A 17,748-nucleotide genomic window follows, 5' to 3' on the forward strand; every position below is an offset into this window, starting at 1 on the left:
CCGACGTAAGCATCATTTAACCGATCCATCAGTTCGCAACGTGCCTTGCAGCATATCCCGCCGTCTCGTGATTGATTAATGGGCCGGAGACGGAAGCGACCGCCGCAACCCATGTCGACTGCGGCTGACGAGCGCAGGGTACCAAATCCATACCTGATAGCTGCGGACAGATGTCATGGGGAACCAGACTCTCCGATTGGATCGAATCCAACATCGTCCAAGCTGTTCGCCAAGGCAAGCATCGCTTCTCCGTATCCACCGAGAGGAACGCTTCCTGGCGGGCCAAGGCGACAAAGAACACGAGCTGCCATCGCCGCCACTTCGGTGAATCCGGCGTCAGCTGCCTTTCCCGCCACCAGTTGAGCACGGAACCGAGCTTCATCGAAATCAGTGCTCAGAGCGGCCTCATTCATTGCCGCCGCGTCACGGACGATTCCGGCTATGGTCAATACGTTGGCTTCTCGTGCATCCATTAGGGAATGGATAACCGGGTCCACAGGTTGGCGTCTAAAGGTCCCATACTTGGAGCACTCCGTCACATCTCTGAGATTCGCACCTCATAACGTTCGCGCAATGCATAGCATCACGGAGATCGCATGACTCCTACACGGTCGAAGGCGGCAGCGTGGTTTGCGTGCGTGGAGAGCGTAGTCATCTATGTAATGGAGACGGCCTATGTCGATCGACGATGGCGTGCATTGGTGATCCTAGGAGCGAACAGGTAACGGCGTCGCCGTAGCCACCTCTTCAAAGTAGACGACACGGCCGTGATGGCTATAACTTTCTTCCCGGTACGTAGGTTGTGCGTAAAGGCTCCATCTCTTGCCAGCTGCAGGGCGCCAAGCTCGGATCCCGGACTACTCATTGCTGACAGTGTAGACGACAGCCAGCGGCAACAAACCCAAGGGTGTTGAAAAGTTCTTCAGTCGGTGCGTGCTCAATCTCGAATGAACCTAGAAACTCGGGAAGCTCGACCGTCAAGAAGTACGAATGGTTCCAGACCTGCACCTGAGACTCTGTAAGCGGTAAGTTGTGCAGGAAGTTAAGGATCGTCGTAGCTTCCATGTCGTTATGACTATCGTATGCGGCTAGAGCCTCCGGTAGCCAGATCTCTAGGAGCGAACGGGTCATCGGCACCTCGATCATCGGTAGCGCTTCCAGGCTCGCCGCCAGAGCTTCGCGGACATCAGCTGTGTGCTTTCCGGCCGATACGAGATTCCGACACGTGATTAAGTTGGCGCGAATGTCGTCAGGCACATCAATGTTCATGGTGTGAAGTCCAGATCGTCGGCGTTCTTGTACGCGCCGAATGGCAGTTCTTTTTTTATGACGGGGACTTCCTTGACTCCTGCCCTCATCGCCGCAACAAAGCGATTGTTTCCATCGACGATATAAGATGCGCCCTCGTGCTCTGTTACCGTCAGCGGAGATTGCACTCCGCTCTCTTTTATCGAGTTTGTAAGTGCTTTCATGGCTCGGTTACTCATCGTTTGTCCGTGAGTTGGGCGAAGGTCGCCCAACTTGGCCATCGACCTTGCCGTATTCGACGCGGCGATGGGAACCTCGGACCCCGTTTCTAGCGCCGTCATAGCCTCACCACCGCCGGCGACGGCTTCGGTAAGAGCACCGCCCTCAATTATCGTCGCGAGACCCTCTAGAGCGATAGACGCCTCGCCGAGGAACGCCGGGTTTGCAGCGACGTTGGGAAGAATGAGTTCGTCGTTAACGAAGCGTACACCGCTAGCGACGTTGCCAGGAAAGTTCTCGATGCCTTTACCAATCCCGCCACAATGCGACGGACTGCTGACGCAGGCGGCCTCCCGACCGTTAGGATCCACGTTCGTTACTGGATTTCCCGCCGCGTAGGCGTAGCGAGAGAACTGGAGTGGATTTCCTGCCCGGACCTCGTTAGGGTCAGGGCCGAAGAAACGCGCAACGATCGGATCGTAGTAGCGCGACTGCATATACACGAGACCCGATTCGGAATCGTGAACGTGACCGGTATATCCTGGCCCGTCCTCTTGGGTTCCAAGGATCCGCGCGCCGTACGGACGGTAGTCCGCCATTGAGATTACTTCGCCTGAACTGTCTGCCGTAACTAACGGTGTTCCTTGGTGATCAACGTAGTAGTAGACGACAGTCTCGGACTGTGCGGGAGCCGCAAGAGCTCCTAGCACTACAATGAGCACTGCCCCCCAGTGACTACTCAGGCCGTAGCTCATGCAGCGGATCTGATCACGTGCCTTTCCGAGCACACGGCACGCCGCGATGTATAGATGATCAGCGCACATCGCAACTCTCCGATAGTAGGCACCGTGCTCGGGCCGGGCTTCCCCATGCTTTCGAACGATTCGATGGGTCATCCTGCGATTACTCCTGACCAGGCTGAGCATCCCTGGTCATTGCAGGCCCTGAGCTGATAGGTGTACTTCATCTCGTACGGAACTGTACCTGCTTCAACTTGGTTTGAGAGACCGGTGCCGCTGTATACGATTTTATTCAACTTAATGTTGAAGATCTCGTACCTCGTTGCGCCAGGTGATGCGTTCCAATAAATCGTCAAACGCTCGGACCTACCAACTACCGTGTCATCCATGTGTATGCCCACCGGCACAGGAGGCACAAGCGACACCGTAACCGTCGACGTCCCACTGAATGGACCACAGCCGCCCGCATTGCATCCTTGCACGCGGTAGCCGTAACTTCCCGCCCCCTTACCGCATACGTTCAGAGCACCGGATCCGTCGTTTGCCACAGTGTTGAACACTCCACCGTTGACCTGCTCCTGCATCACATAGTAAGTCGCCCCTGGCACCCCGTTCCAATTAACCGTGTAGCACCCGTTATTGCTGGAGGCAGGGGAAGATATACCGGGTGGCTGCGTTGGGGCGATCGTCACTGATGAGGTACCCGTCGGACTGTACGGCCCGCAAAGTGTTCCATCTGTGCTGTTGCAAGCCCTGACGCGGAACCAATAGGTACCGCTTGCGGCAGCCACACTTGAAGTTGACGTTGCCGAGCCATAGTAGACGTCGGAGTAGTTGGCACCGTCGCTGCTACGCTGAAGCGCGTATGTGAGTGCGTAGTTCGAAGTAGACCAGCTAACAGCAATCGGTCCTGTACTTACACCCTGAACGCTCAGCGCGGAAGGAGCGTTCGGAACGTGGCGCAACGTAAGCGAGGTGCCTTGCTGCCACGAACTGCAGCCGGCGGCATTACACGCTTGCACCTGAAAACTGTAGACACCGTCCGCCGCGGATGAAACAGTCGCATTCGTCGACGAGCCGGTATACACGGATATCCACGTGCCGCCCGTCACCATCTCTTGCAGCGTATACGATGAAGCGGCGGGTGAGGCGCTCCAGGTGATCGTGATCGACTGCTGGTTTCCGGACGACGAAGCGCTTAGGTTCGCAGGCGCCGCAGGCGCTGTAGGAGGCGGGATTACGGTTGTCGTGACGGCCGAACTCCAAGCGCCGCAACCGCCTGCGTTGCATGCACGAACCTGGTAATCGAAGTCTCCTGCTGATGAGTGCGAAACGGCTTGGCTCTGCGACGAAGTCGTTGCGATGGTCTGCCAATCAAGCCCGCTGACTCGCTCTTGGAGATCGTAACTAGTAGCTGTCAAAATACTCGTCCAAGACACGGTGTAGGCCACATTTTCACGAGTCGTTTCAGGCGCAGAGAGCACGGGAGACGCAGCTGGGGCCAAGAGCGACTTCCTGCTTGCAACAAGTTTTGTTCCAAGGTGAATGTAACTCGTGCCCTCACCCGATCTTGGGTTGTACTCCCAAACCAATGTTCCTGCGCTATTGTAAGCGTAGTAGGTTGTATCGTCTGTCGTCACCGACTTAACGCGGCGACCCGACGCGTCGTACATAAAGTGCCCGGTAGTCGAGAACGCTAGGAGGCGATTCGCCAGATCGAACGCGAAAGCCTGCCCGTCTCGGTTCACCACATTGCCCCTCTCATCGTACGCAAAGGAGTGGGGAGAGGTACCGACTATTGAATCCAGGCGGTTTCGATCGTCATAGCGGTACGTATTGACTGATGCTCCATTAACGATAGAAGCAAGATTGTTCCGTTCATCGTATGTGTAGCTCTCCGTACCCCACAGATCAGAGCTTGAGCTACTGAGACGATTCAGTCCGTCGTACGTCATGGTGCGCGAACGATGAAGGTCGGTCACATTCTCGATAGCCTCTACGTTGGCATTCCGATCGTACGTCAGTGATTCCTCGAGTGTCGATCCAGCGTCAGTACCGTATGAAAACGCGCCCAAGAGCTGTCGGTCGTTCAGTCTCGCCTTGTAGATTGCGCCGTTAGCCAGACTATATTGCTTCACTTGGCCATTGGGGAAATAGGTGACGCCGCTGAGGTACCGTCCTGCCGACGTCGGCTGTCCTAATGCATTGGGCGAGGAATCGACGACTTCGCCGTCGGGGAATTGGATGAAGCTCGGAGCCGCGTTAGCGTCGTACCCATAGTTGATTGTCCAGCTATACGCGTCCACGGCCAAAACTTCTGTCGTGAGTAGTCCACGATGGTTACGTCCGAAGGTCCACGATACCTGCCCTCGGTTATCTGCAGTCCCCGTTGATGTATCAGAAACGGCATGGGATACGTTTCCAAGCGGATCGTAATCGAAGGTCAGAGCGAGCTGACCGGCCGGATAGAGCTGAGTGGTGATCCGGTTCATGGCGTCGAACGAACGCGTAGTTTTGTCCGACTCCATAACAGAGTCGTACCCACACCCGGAGACATCGCGTGCTTGACCCGACGCGGTCCAGACCGGATTGCCAGCCTCATCGTATGCCGTAATCTCGCTTCCGGTCTCAGGATCTGTCGTCCGACATACTCGATTCTGCTCGTTGTAAACGATCTTCCTTGTTAGGCCGCCTTGCGTGACCTCGACGGGATTTCCATAAATGTCGCGCACCATAGTTTGCGACACTACAGGCGCCCCGAAGGCATCACTTGTGCTGATCGACTCGGGATGCGCGAAATCGGGCTCGTCGAAGCTCTGGAACGAGGTGATCGATTGATTTCCGTTGGCGTCGGTTATTCGTTGCACGCCACCCACAAGATAATCGGTCAAAGTGGTAACGCCGCCGGATGAAGGGGTGAGCTCTGATGATTGGCTAACCGACACCACTCGTCCAATCGGATCGTATGCCGTCGTGGTGCCCTGTGACAGAGCGCTTCTCTCCTGCATACCGTCTGCTGGATATGACTCAAACAGCTTCTGACCTTTCCAGTCGTATTCTGTTCGTGCGGTGACATAAAGGGCGGCAGACCCGGCTTCAGATTTTCCGATGAGGACCGGGCGAAGCATCGCGTCGAAATCAGTACGCTCGCTTCGGTTGCCCTGCGTCTTTGTGCGCACCCAGTGACTACCGCCCATTCCCAAGGCGTCGGGCGAGAAATTGTACGTATATAGCTCAGACGCCCAAGCTTGATTGTCGTCGCTAGGGTAATCAACCCGAGCGATCCTTCCGATGGGATCGTAACTGTACGATGTCGTTCCGCCTGCTTGATCTGTTACCGAAACAACTTGGCCGAACCCGTCGACATTCACGGTCTCTGTCGTCCCGTTAGGATGTTGCGCGCTTCTATCTGGAAAGGTAATCGTGTGTGGTACACCGAGCACGTATTGATCTAGCATCGTCGTGTTCTGGCGGGGATCGGTGAAGCTCGCGAGCTGTCCTTGCCCATTGAATGAATACGACATTACACGCTGTCCGAAGCGATCACGCGAGGCCAGCATGAAGTTTGCGTCGTAGTTGTTCAGCGAGATGACCTTCCCATCGTCGATATTCGTCGTGGCTACGGGGAGTCCGATGATGCTGCGTTCCGCGTTATCCAAGAAGGTGTGACGCTCTCGAAGCTGCTTGTCCGGATGGAGGCTGCTCCAGCGTGTCGTCAATGAAGGCCTGGCATACGCGTCGAATTCCAGTGCCTGCCATACATAGTTGACATCGTCCTGCGTGACCATCTTTTCGGATTGCGGCGCTTCCTGCTCTTGCCGCTCCAAGTTCGCCATGACGTTAAAGCCTCCGCCATACTTGACTGGCCATGGGCCCTGACCAGCGTCGGCGTAGGAGAGCGCCTCAGTGCGCACGGCTGCACCGCTCGTGTCCGCGCCTTTGAAGTAGGCGACCTCTTTGAGTTTGCCCTCTGTCGCGTCGGCGCGATTTGAGAACGTGTAACGAGTGGTGTCGAAGCTTGGACTCACGACTAGCGTGACACTAGTCGAGTCGCAACCAGCTGTCTCACACGTCGCCAGCCAGCTCGCTGTTGCAAGCGGGTACGAATACGTCCATCCCAGAGGGCCGACGGCCGCGCCGGAAAACGTTTTCGATGTAAGAGCAAGATTGTTCGTGAATCTCGGCCGCATCTCGGCCCCCTGGCCGCTGGGCGTGTTGGCCGAGCAAGCCTCAGGAACGCCAGCACGAGCATGTCGTGTTGGGTGCATCTCAAAACGACCCTGTAGGCCGCTAGGCGCAACTACTACGCCAACTTGCGAAACGTCATTAGGCTGCGCGACATCATTGCAGTGGCCCGGAGGCGCGGTTGACTTGACGTCATAGGTCAAGGCTGAGAGGTCATAGTTCCAGGCACTTCCGTCTGGTAACGTTACGCTGGTTAGAACTTGGCCGTCGGCGACGGCTGTGTAGCCGTATGTCCATGTGCGCGTGCCGCTTGAGGCAGTGACGACATTTATTCTCGCGACGTGAACGCCGTCGCCAGCATACTCAAAGGTCACTTGCCTACCATCGCTTGCGACGATGCTGGTTAGCTGAGCACCATTCCAGTTATAGGCAAGCCAATTGCCGAAGCGATCTTCCATCCGCGTTGCGGCCATCACCCCTAAGTTTCGGATAATTCCGAAGTCGCGGGCAGGTCGATAGAGTAACTGATTCAACCAATACTTCTGTCCGTTCGGGCCTACCGCTAAGAAAGCTTCGCCCTCTTCACCATTAGCAGTCGCCGATAGACATCCTAGGTTCCAGTGCTCTTTGGAGACGGCCACGTAACTGGTTCCGTCTACCGTCGGAGCAGGGGGTGATGTAGCAACGCGTTTCAGCATATCCTGATCAGCGCTACCTGGGATCTGAAGCGTATAGCCCTGGTTCCACCATGCAGAGGGTTCTATCGGGTCAGTGCCAGGGCGGCCTACTCGTTGCTCGGGCGGCGTGCCAAAGTTCGTACAACGATCGGTCCGCGCAATGGAGTTGACCAGCCACCCGATTTGGTTTGGCCCCTGGATGATCGTGTTCTGTGCAGAGGTCAAGGTTGTTAGGCGCGGAAGATCTAGATCCCAGTCGCCGAACTCCGCCGACGACCAGCGCACGGAAGCGTCACCGTCTGCGTGGAAACTGCGGCCCACTTCGATCGTTGGGCCGGTTCCTGGCACTGATATGTCGACCACGTGGAAGGATAAGCCACCGTCGAAGAGGTTGACCGCTTCACCGAATGGATTCTCGCCTAGCGGCTGTATATCGGTCTGAACCTTGACGAGCTTCTTGTACTCATCTTCCGGATTGGTCGTCGCCGACTGGGCTTGTCCGAGAGACGAAGCGCAGAGTAGTACGACTGCCAGACACCACCTTCCTGAGCGGAAAGCCATCTACGACGCCTTATCTGAAGTGTGATGTGTCGCAGCGTTGCGCTGCGCCCCTGTTGTCAGCGCCTTCGACGTTCAGATGTCTTAGAGGCCCCAAGCAGTGACGAACGCTATAGAAGCGTAAGCCGGGGTACAACACCGCAAGACCTTGCGAATTGATGCATACGAGGCGTAAGGCAATGAGAGGAAAAGAGTTCCTGTGCTACGACTCAGCCGATGTAGTCCTTCGCCTACACAAGCTGGAGCGATATCCTTACGTAAGGCGCTTTTCCGTTCTGCGGCCTTCGCAGTGTCATGGCGCCCCGCTTCCGCGCCAGAGAAGAACGAGATCTGAGGTGCGTTACGGCCTGTCAATGAATGCAGTTCTGACCTTTCGGGACATATCGCATACTTGCGGCTAGTTTCGGACTCCCGAGCGCATGTCTTGGCGAGCTGATGCACGACCGCCAACGGCATGCCGTGTTCGGCGGTGCCTCGTTAATTGGAGCGACGCACCCATGATGTTGCTTCGCGGTAGCCAGATGGTCGTGGTCATAGGGCGGTCGACGATATGCCGCACCGGCCTCGGTAGTGTGGACGGCGATTGCGTTGCTCGCGGTTCGTGCCGCAACTCGGCGCAGCGTCTACTCTCCGGAGTAGGCAAAGGCTAGGCCCGAACGTTTCCGATTTCGCGTGCAACCCGGTGGGCGATGGACGAGGCCGCCCTCGCGCGCGAAGTGGACGAAGCACGCTTCGCGCCCGCTTGGTGATCAACCAAGGTGGGTAGCAAGCATGTACTGTACCGTTGAAGCGACGCTCCGCGTTCCTGTCCTGCTCAGCCGGCCGAATCCGGGCCGATACTCGGCTACGGCGAGGCTGTGCTCGCGCTGCCAGCACGCTTGACGGCCTAGGCTTCGACCCCATCAAGAATTGCCGCAGCATGCGTCAGGGCATGACGACGTTAAAGCGAAGAACGTTCGAAACTGCTCAATCGAAGAACCACAACCACAATCGTGTCGAGATGCCTCTGCTCAGTTCCGCGCCTGACATTGGTCAGGAAATGACGGCGATCGCAATGCCCATCTTCATACTTCTCAGCGGCAGGTGACCGTCTGCCGCGGAAACGGCGGCTCCTCTTTGGCCACCGGACGCTGCGACTACGACGGTCGAGCGGACAAATCCGTCGCCTCAAGAACGCCGGTGATCGTGTCCATGTTGGTCGAGGCGCGCTTCGATCACCGTTTGCGGAACGGGATGGGACCACATGCATTGGCGCTCAAGGCAAATAACCACACGACGGTCTTGTAATTTTGCGATAACCGCTCTGGGCTTGTTGCCTCCTCGGACTGCGTCCCAGACACGGCTATTCACTGTCGTTGTCGAGCATCAGAACTTGCCTACCCGCGGCGTCCTTTATCACGCGTGGACTTTGAGGCAGCAGGAAACATATATTCTTGGAATCGACACATCCCGAGATCTTCCCCCGGAGGACGAGTGACGCGACATCCACGCTCGTGCGTGAGAACGGCGCAATGTATAGGACTGTCAGAACACCAGTAGCGAGCATACTTGCTATGGCGAAACCACCTATGGCGAATATCGAACGCCTAATAACCTTCGAATAGGCCCTCGCCGCGTGTTTCAGATCGCTAAGCGTCGTCCCCGCATTCTTCGCCGAAGTCAGCGCCTGACGTACGGGTTTGGCGACTTCTTTATCGACCCGCTGTACCTCGGTAGCGATCGCTGATTTCGCAGCATTTAGTGCAGCGTCAACTACGTCATGCTTGGCCGCTTGCAAATCTGTCACGGCGGCCTCAACCATTTTTCGCAACGCGTCTAGATCTTGACGCTCTGCCTCGACGAGGTCGATCAGGTTCATCAGTGCCGCGTAACTGTTCTGGATGTATCTATCTGGAATGTCTGCCATCACCCGAGCTCCGGTCCGTCGTATCGTCTTGCGTGTCGCTGAATGTCCTTTGTGATACGTGCATCTTGCTCAAGCCTAGCGCGGTCGATCGCCTGATTTAGAGAGGCTTGAAAGGTCTCGATTTCGTGTCGGACACGGAAGAAGTCAGAAATGTCGGGCAGGTGCTCGAAGCTGAGGTTCCCACCTCGAAATGAAAGTACGACCGCCCCGCCGCCGCCTCCACCGGTCCGTCTCGTCAGAGGACCAAGGGCCTTATAAACCACCTGCAGGTAGGCGGCACAGTCGGCAGACGTCGGGAGAGCACGTGGGTCTACCATTGATACAGCCAGTTCCTCGCAGAGCTGCTGAAGATTAAGTGCTCGTCCGGGCCCGCCTAGATACGGCGATGCGGTGATCGTCGGTATTGACTGAGGGCGCGGTGACGACTCGACCAACCAATGCACCTTTAGACCTACCGTTTGCAGTCGTGCCACGTCAGGCTCCGCCTTCAAGGCGACCTCGAGCGATCTACGTTTTTTTGCCTCTTTGGGGTCAGCGTTACCCGAACGCTTGAATTCGATTAGCCTGACCATCGACGGAGATTGCAGGAGAACGTCCGCGAGGGACTTATCTAGGGGCGTTTGCTGCAGAAGGCTAACCGCGCTCGCGAGGGGTCCATCGCCCAGCCGTGTTCCTATCTCGACACCCAGTCCATAAAGGAGCGTTCCAATTACGGTGTTCTCGTACAAGTCCATCGCTTGATTCCTTGGCTTCCGATTCCTATTACGAAGGCTATCGGCCGATTAGATTGTGTCTTGAGCTGCTCATCCCTTCAGGCCCCTATCCAAGCGAACCTAGGGAGGAACGCGCGCTCGAAGCCTAAGACAGAAGAGTCGTTCCAAGGCACAACTGTTCTCGCGAGCTCCGCTAGCGGTTTGGTCTCTGGTCGGCATGAATTGTCCTCGCGCATCCAGCCGTCGTCCCCGGCCTGGCGCCCCGTCGTCTCAAAGCGACTTTCGGAATTCGAGGCTAAACCGCGCCACTTTTGGTAGTGGCTCCTGGGGTTGGATCAGGCATCGTGCGGCTGGACGTTAGGCCGATCTATCGCGTTGCGACCCCGACATAGCCGGAACCTACGCCGGATTTTCAACCCATGGGTGGTGGAAGCCCGAGGCTGAGAAGTTCTAGTTTGGGTGTCCATTTCGAGCCTCGCGCGTGCCGCTAACCTAGGCCCCAGATGCACTTGTCAACCAGCCAGAGCTGATGGTCAATTGGTATCGCGTAGGTCGGCGCCAGAGGCGGACTTGCCCCTGTCTACCTCGTTCCATCGAAGGAGGTCGTGTGGCGTTCCTTCGAACCGTACAACGAGGGGACCGTCGGGCCAGGTATTGGTCCAAGCAGCCTCTAGCAGCAGCCGCGCGTCTGTCTCCGACGGCAGCACACGCCCCTCCCCTTGGCGAAGTTCGACCCAAACAGCCTTTCCCTCCCTAGCCCACCCGGAGTGGTCTAGGAGCGTTGTAACCGCCATTGACGTGAATTGATTCCCGCGCCAGAACAGCCACAGAGGGGCGCCATTGGCGTCCAAAGGCGGAAGCGGAATCTGTTCTAAGGCTCCCGTGACCGGGTCGAAGCCAGCGCGGCCCAGGCGAGCGGTAAGCTCCCCCGAAGGCGAACCCAGGGAACTGACAACGCATAGCCCCGGCTCTTCGACGCTTTCAATGACATCGCTCAGCGGTCCGCTACCAATTCGTCCACACCGTGTCCCGCTGCGGACAAACCGATGATAGAAACTAACGAAAATTGAGGGTCCGAAGATCATCGTGCCGGACCTGCGGGGTCTGCCGTCTCCCGACAATGCGGCAGCCGGCTCTCGATGTAGCTCTGCATCGCCCCCCTCGACCGAAGAGCAGGAATGGGTACGGTCTCTTGGCGAAACCTAGCCAACTCGATCGCGTAGGCCATCTGGGCGGCCGTCGGCTCTTTCAAATCCCAGTCGATTAGATCAAGGAGCAGCCGATTAAACTCGTCCGAGATACGCCGCGAAAAGGCTTCCCTGACGTCCTTCGATCCAAGGCGCTCGCACTGAAGCTGTAACGCTACGGCGAGCGGAGGGGCGAGATCCAGCTCCAAACTGAGGTCAAAGCCCTGAGCAATCAGGTAGACGGGCATCGTGCGGACTCCGTTTCTACATATATATAGACTACATCTAAGGGCGTAGTCTTAAAAGTAGCGGAATTCTAGCCTCGTCGACATGGACGAGGTCAAAACACTAGCTAGGCTAAGCAAAGCAATCCTCCAGCTCCGGACAGCGATGGGGGTTAGCCAGGAGAGCTTTGCTGATTCGATTTCGATGCATCGCGCGCAATACAGCAAAATTGAACGCGGCGAGATAAACGTTACGATCCTGACCCTTCGCAGAATTGCAAAGGGCTTGGGAACGACCGCGGCTGATCTTCTAGACCAAGCGAAAATCTAGCTCCTTCCTCGCCGGACATGCCGTCGAGCTAGCGCGCGGCAATCCCAGTTCACAATGCAGTTCGCCACCACGGACCAGAGGTTTCGGGTTCTACCGGCGCCCTGGCATAGGACGCAAACGCGTCGCTTCGAGCTCGGCGCGCAATCGGGTAACTTCTAACTGCAACACAGCATTGATGCTGTGGCACATTGCCAGCTGCTGCTGCAGCGACGTCACCCGCATCACTGCGGCTCGCAGCATGGTACGTGCCTGGGTCGCGGAAGGGCCCCGCTCTATAATCGTGCGTATCTCTTCGCGCACCCTCGGCAGGGCGCACCCCTTGTGGCCGATGAGGGTTCGGCTTCGTCCAGCCTCTAGCGCGACCACCGCGTACGAGATTTTCAGCTTGTTCGTCCCGTGGCGGCGCAACAATTCAGGATGGGTCGGCTCACCTGCAACCAGTCGTTGCAGAGCCGCGCGAAAATCCTCCTCCGCGCTGGTCACTTCGCCTTATTTCCGAGTGATCGCACCATCCGCTTTGCAATAGCCAAGCGCTTGCGCAGGACCGTCGGCGACCGCTCACCAGCAGCTACGTACTCAGCCGCGCTCGTTTGCAGCATGTTCAGACGCTTCTCCCAATAAGGAAGGTGGCGGGTTGAAGCTACGAATAGCGGGCATCCACTGCACGTTGATGGGCTCTGGAACGCCATGTTAGGTGACCGCTTCGCCCATGACTGCGTCTGGGCCATTGTGTTACACCGTGACTTCCTAGGATTCAGTGAGATCCCGCAGTGCCCATACTCTAGGTCGATTAGCCGAATATCCTCGTTAACAACCGCTACTTCGAAGTCTTCTTCGTCACCTTCGGCAATTGGGAATTCGAGGATCTCGCGCACAAGTGGTCCGGCCACGGCAATTTCGCCGTTTGTGACTTCTCGAAAGAAACGAGCCGTGCTTTGGACAGAAGCTGCATCAAGCGATGACACGAGAGAAGCATCGTTTCCTATATAGCGGCGCTCCGTCATTGCCACTTGCATGTGTTTGTAATGGCGCGATATCGCTTCAATCAGACGGTGGTCAATTCGATACACGAATGTAGCGAACGTTGTCCTCCAAAGATGGCCACGAAGCTCATCGTTCTCGTGGAAGCGGGCAATGTCTGCCGAATCTAGCTGATTGACATCACAATGGTCGACGAGGAATTGCTTCTGTAGGTTGCTTAGATAGTCGGCGGTTGCAAAGCCAATCGACTCAGAGACTCGCGGGAAGCCACGCGCACTGCTGAAGGTCAGGATGAGATTCGGGCTTCCCGCTAGGTCGCGCCAACGCGCATATAGCCGATGAAGCACGGCCAACGCGCGCACTGGAGGTGGCAGCTCGGGACCGCCGGCGATACGGCTACCGACAAGCCACTCGGCTTCTCGCTTATGGACCTTCAGTTCTGCGCTACGCACATAGAAGTGCTCCATCATCCCGTCGCGGGACGTACGAATGTGCACGCAGGACGGAAGGTCGGTGTCAGGACCGGCGGTATCCCGCAGTCCATCGAGTTCCGCAGCGCGTAGACCGGCGCAAGATTGCAGGGTGATCACACATGCGGCCTGAAGGCTTGTGACCAATCGACGTACTATCTGGCGGCCCTCGATATTGAAGGTGCGCCCGTCGCGGTACGCGCGCACGTAAGCTGCACCGTCGAACCATGGGCGACCGGTCCGCTCATCGGTGGTGAAAGCAAAATCATCGATCGCCTCGCGGCTTCGCTCATAAAAACGGGAAATCGCGTACTGACTTGCACAGGGATCTGGGGCATCGCCGCATATGGATTCCTGAAGACGGATAATGTCGTCAGCTCGATCAGTGATCCAGGTGAACGCATTGGTCATAAGGAGTAGCGCGACTTCGTCCGACAGCGGCTGAAGTTTCTCGCCGCGATGGAGGTCCAATCGGTGTTTTACGACGCTTTCGATCCCTTCGCCACGAAATGGCGCAGACGCTGGCACAAGAATGCCATACGCCTGCAAGGCGGCACGCTGCCGAAAGACGTACCGGACAAAGGCCAGGCGTCGACACGCCGAAGCGTACGTGATCTGCCGTGGACGCGTGCGCTCACCGAAATGTGTCTCGTGCGTTTCAAGGAAATGAATCAAGAATCGCTCGGACGCCTCATCGTCCATCTGAGTGAAGTCAGTCATTCCCTCAGCAACCATCCATCTGGCACCGCTCTCGATCATACCCATCATCCCGCCCAGTGCAGTGCCAGCGATTGGTTTGCCACCCCGGGGGTCGTAGATCATCGTCCAGATGAGCATTTTCAGGTGGTATAGAAGGGCGGCGTAGAGCGGATCAAGCAGCGATCCATCGGCCGTCACGGCGATATCCCAGTCGAACGTCAACGCTTTGGGATGGCGTGCTGGCGGTCGGTCGGCGATACGCCACTCTGTATCGTCAAAGCGAAACCAACCGGTTGGACTATCAGGCCCTCTGAGGTCTGAGGCTAGATGCGCATGCGCTTCGTAGGTCATTCGATCACCGGAAGAGAAGGAAGCAAGCGTTGTGCACCGGCGGTAAACACAGGTTCCGGGAATGCAGGCAGCCACACCTTTATAAGTGCCTCGTAGGCGTTGCCCCAACGGGCATGGAACGCTGCGTCGCCCATCGTCGGTCGCAGTTGGAGGAAGCGCTCGGCAAGCTGACCGCATCGGGCCGCCGCGCGAGTATCGTTGAGGTCGATCATGGCCATCGGGCAACCAGGACATTCCGCAAAGGCGGTGCACAATCGTCCCTCGCGTTGGCCCGCAATCGGGCTCGCATAGGGGTCGACACATCGAAACCCGTCCGTGGCAGCAGTCGCGTCATACCCCTCAGGCATGTCTCGAGGTTCCACGCGCCCATTGCTTATAGCCCAGCGTTGGTGGCGTTCCATGGCATGACCAAACTGACGTTGCCGCCGCTGCAAGGTTTCGCCCTTCTGGTAGTGAGTACGCGTCGTGTTCAAACTCTTGTGATCCAGAAACGTACCGGTCAGTGCGGTATCGCCAGAGGAATCTTCATCAACCAGATCGGCCACGTCACCGCGTATCTCTCGCAGCCCTGTCCAGCGAAAGCCGCCGTCTTGACAGAAATGCGTCATGTGCCGTTCGAACTCTGTTCTGCCGCCGCGCTTTTTCACCATTGCGTACGTGTCGAGCTCGCTCGGGTCCGCTCGGTTTCGCCCAATGAAACAGAAAAGGTAGCGGGTATATGGATGATCGCTGTTTTCGCGAAGGTAGGAAGTCCACCGAAGAAGGAAAATGAAGACGTTTCCAGGACTCGTCGGATCGTCATCGACGGGGTACCTTTTCTCAATCGGGGATCCGCTCCCAGTCTTAACGACCTTGGCTCGCTGTTTTACCGTGGCGACATGTACCATGTCCCCGCCGACGCGTCTGTAGTGCTGAACTTCACTGGCGTCAAAATCGACAAGCGCCTGGAGATTGATACCTGTGGCGTGGGCTAGGTGGTAGACGAACGCACAAAGGTCTGCTGCGTAAGGACCAAAGTTTCGGATCATTCGGCGGTAGCCGTAGGCCTGAATTCGGCGGAATTCGGTTGGGTGCTTTACCTGGAGATGTTGCCGCTCCGGAAGCGCAGCACCGAACTTCATCTTCGCCTCGCGCACAATCAACCCGGCCACCGCGCGTTCTCGCTGAACGGCGCTAAGTGAGCCATCTTGCAAATACTGTTCGGCGAGTCGCTCGTCTTCCCAAAGACCCTCAACGAACTTCATTGTGGCAGCGACGGATTGCCTGCAGTGGACGTAGAAGTCCAGCGTTTCGTCTCGGGACTTCTCTTCGCGCTGAGGCCTGACCTCGCCACGTGCCGCTCCTGGCCAAGGGTTCTCACGCACCTCGCTATCAGTTGGCAACGGCATGCCTAATTCACGCATCCCGTCCAACAGTTTCTTCAGAATGCTCAATCGATGGAATCGCGTGTTGTATCCGAGAACATAGGTTCCGTCGGGAGCCGTTCTACTTAGGCTTTCGTCGATGTACCGGTTTATCCATTGTGTATTGAGGTCACTCACGGCAAGCGTGCCAGCGCTACTTGTTTCGCGCGCGAAACGCACGATCCCGTGCTTAAGATTGGTCATCCAACCCGTATAGGTGGCGATCCGATAGCCGGTGGCAAGGTGCGAGAGAACCTTAGCTGCGTCCTCCCAAAGTGTCTTAAGTTCGAGAAGAAACGAGCAATCAATCCAGAGTTCGCCTTCACGGTCTGTTGCCGACGCCAGAAACTCGAGACGGCCGTCCTCAGTTCTCAGCGCCGGACGCCCGTTCGTATTTGGCGACACCGAGATGGAGTCGAAGCGCCTCTTCGATTCGCCTAATTTAGCCATGTTTTTTCGCCATGCCAGTATTCATATGTCGCACAATGCGTTATGACTTTCGCTCGTTCGCATGGCAACCTCGTGCTCCAACTTCTGGTATGCACGTCCATAGATCTGAGCCTCGAATAGAGTTACGGCTTTTAGATAGATGGTCTCGGTGGTCTCGCGGCTCGTGTGACCCAGCTGACTTTGAATATATTTGACCGGGTCTCGATCGCCTGCGCGTTTGCGCTCTATCCAAGTCCAGATGGCGTAGGTGTGCCGCAGATCGTGAAATCGGAACGTCCGATCGATGCGGCCTTCCATCTTGAGTTTCGGCTGCGCCTTTCGATACGCCTGCCAGATTGATGCAGGATTGGTCGGGAGGCCTGGGCGTGTGCGCGAGCTAGCCGGATTGACGATCAGTGTTTCGCAGCCAAAAGTTGCGCGGGCATGTCGCGATTCGAGGGCCAGATGACGCTCGCCTTCGATATATTGCTGAATTTCCTTGAGGAGCCAACTGGGAAAGAGAACGCGGCGCCACACGCGCCCCTTCCCGAGCAGACGGACCGGAATCAATACATAGTCGTCCCCGCGCGTGCGTTGCAGTGCGGGTGCGAGTTCGGCCATCAGCAAGCCGGCTACCTCGGCGCGCCTCAGCCCCGTGTTCAGAACAATCTCGGCCGCTAGGCGAAATCTCGAGCTGGCGTTACGCGGACTCGCCGCATGCGCTGACGGAAGCGGCCCAAGCGCCGAAAGAATTGCACGGGCTTCGTCGAAGGTCATGAAATTGATGGTGTCGTCCCGCTCGTGCTGACCGTACGTGCGTCCGGCGACTATAGAGGACACCGTCCGACGCCCTATAACAAGGTCCTCCACCGGGAAGCGGCATGCAAGTCGCCCGTCTTGCTGCAGCCATAACACGAAAGCCCGAATATTCTGCATTCGACGAACAATCGTGTTACGCGAGTAGGGCTTTCCTGTAGCCGGGGAGGCGCGGAACATGCTGCTCGCATACGACTCGATGTGAGCCGGTGTAAGTTCGCCAGGCTTCACACGCACGGCGTCCATGAAATCGTAAAAGTCCTTCAGGTCGCGGACGCAGGCCTCGCGAGTGTTGGAACTGTGCCTAAGCCTCGTTGGCCGACTAGGTAGGCCACGCACGACGTATCTTTGGTCGACGAATGCGAGTGCCGCCTCCACCACATCTTGAGTCTTCATCGAAACGAGGAAAGGCAATCCGTCCGGCAACTGACGTACCGCACGCGCTCGTAGGTCACCCGTCATCGCATCGGTGAACGCAGTCCAGGCAATCCCTGCCTGGACTTCCTGGAATGTCGGTTCCACTGCGAATCCCTATTCGTGAAGGGTCGCAATTCTGGATGTCGAGAGAGCAGAACTTCAAGTGTTCAGTCTCGGTAGGCAGTACGCCTTCA

General features: G+C 57.1%; 9 protein-coding genes. 1 reads left to right on the top strand and 8 read right to left on the bottom strand.

The window, feature by feature from the left end; translation table 11 throughout:
* Window positions 1-861 precede the first annotated feature (861 nt).
* The 5 genes from BMX32_RS07185 to BMX32_RS07205 all read right to left on the bottom strand — a co-directional run bounded on the left by BMX32_RS07185 (window position 862) and on the right by BMX32_RS07205 (window position 11,681).
* Complete coding sequence (locus BMX32_RS07185; protein WP_089976231.1) at window positions 862-1,269, bottom strand: hypothetical protein; 408 nt, start codon at window positions 1,267-1,269, stop codon at window positions 862-864.
* Window positions 1,266-2,363, bottom strand: coding sequence for an RHS repeat-associated core domain-containing protein (locus BMX32_RS07190; RefSeq protein WP_170843585.1), 1,098 nt, complete (start codon window positions 2,361-2,363; stop codon window positions 1,266-1,268). Before BMX32_RS07190 ends, BMX32_RS07185 begins: the two co-directional genes overlap by 4 nt.
* Window positions 2,360-7,630: a hypothetical protein gene (locus BMX32_RS18425; RefSeq protein WP_139206690.1), complete on the bottom strand. Its 5,271-nt coding sequence runs from the start codon at window positions 7,628-7,630 to the stop codon at window positions 2,360-2,362. The genes BMX32_RS07190 and BMX32_RS18425 overlap by 4 nt, the downstream gene beginning before the upstream one ends.
* A 1,339-nt stretch (window positions 7,631-8,969) precedes the next feature.
* The gene (locus BMX32_RS07200) at window positions 8,970-9,533 is read right to left on the bottom strand and encodes a hypothetical protein (RefSeq protein ID WP_089976237.1); all 564 of its coding nucleotides are present in this window, start codon (window positions 9,531-9,533) and stop codon (window positions 8,970-8,972) included.
* A 1,794-nt stretch (window positions 9,534-11,327) separates the two neighbouring features.
* A complete protein-coding gene (locus BMX32_RS07205; protein ID WP_089976240.1) occupies window positions 11,328-11,681 on the bottom strand; it encodes a hypothetical protein in 354 nt (117 codons plus the stop codon).
* 82 nt (window positions 11,682-11,763) lie between these two features.
* Between BMX32_RS07205 and BMX32_RS19010 the strand changes: the two genes are divergently transcribed.
* Window positions 11,764-11,988: a helix-turn-helix domain-containing protein gene (locus tag BMX32_RS19010; RefSeq protein WP_089976243.1), complete on the top strand. Its 225-nt coding sequence runs from the start codon at window positions 11,764-11,766 to the stop codon at window positions 11,986-11,988.
* A 479-nt stretch (window positions 11,989-12,467) separates the two neighbouring features.
* On the opposite strand, the gene BMX32_RS07220 is transcribed toward BMX32_RS19010, so the two are convergent.
* Genes BMX32_RS07220 through BMX32_RS07230 form a run of 3 tightly spaced genes read right to left on the bottom strand, consistent with a single transcriptional unit; the run spans window position 12,468 to window position 17,659 of the window.
* Window positions 12,468-14,489, bottom strand: a complete 2,022-nt coding sequence (locus tag BMX32_RS07220; protein ID WP_139206691.1) for a hypothetical protein — start codon at window positions 14,487-14,489, stop codon at window positions 12,468-12,470.
* Window positions 14,486-16,342: a hypothetical protein gene (locus tag BMX32_RS07225; protein ID WP_089976251.1), complete on the bottom strand. Its 1,857-nt coding sequence runs from the start codon at window positions 16,340-16,342 to the stop codon at window positions 14,486-14,488. Before BMX32_RS07225 ends, BMX32_RS07220 begins: the two co-directional genes overlap by 4 nt.
* Before the next feature lie 21 nt (window positions 16,343-16,363).
* Window positions 16,364-17,659, bottom strand: a complete 1,296-nt coding sequence (locus tag BMX32_RS07230; RefSeq protein WP_089976254.1) for a tyrosine-type recombinase/integrase — start codon at window positions 17,657-17,659, stop codon at window positions 16,364-16,366.
* Window positions 17,660-17,748 lie beyond the last annotated feature (89 nt).

The sequence above is a fragment of the Luteibacter sp. UNCMF331Sha3.1 genome, from assembly GCF_900109915.1.
Lineage (GTDB): Bacteria > Pseudomonadota > Gammaproteobacteria > Xanthomonadales > Rhodanobacteraceae > Luteibacter.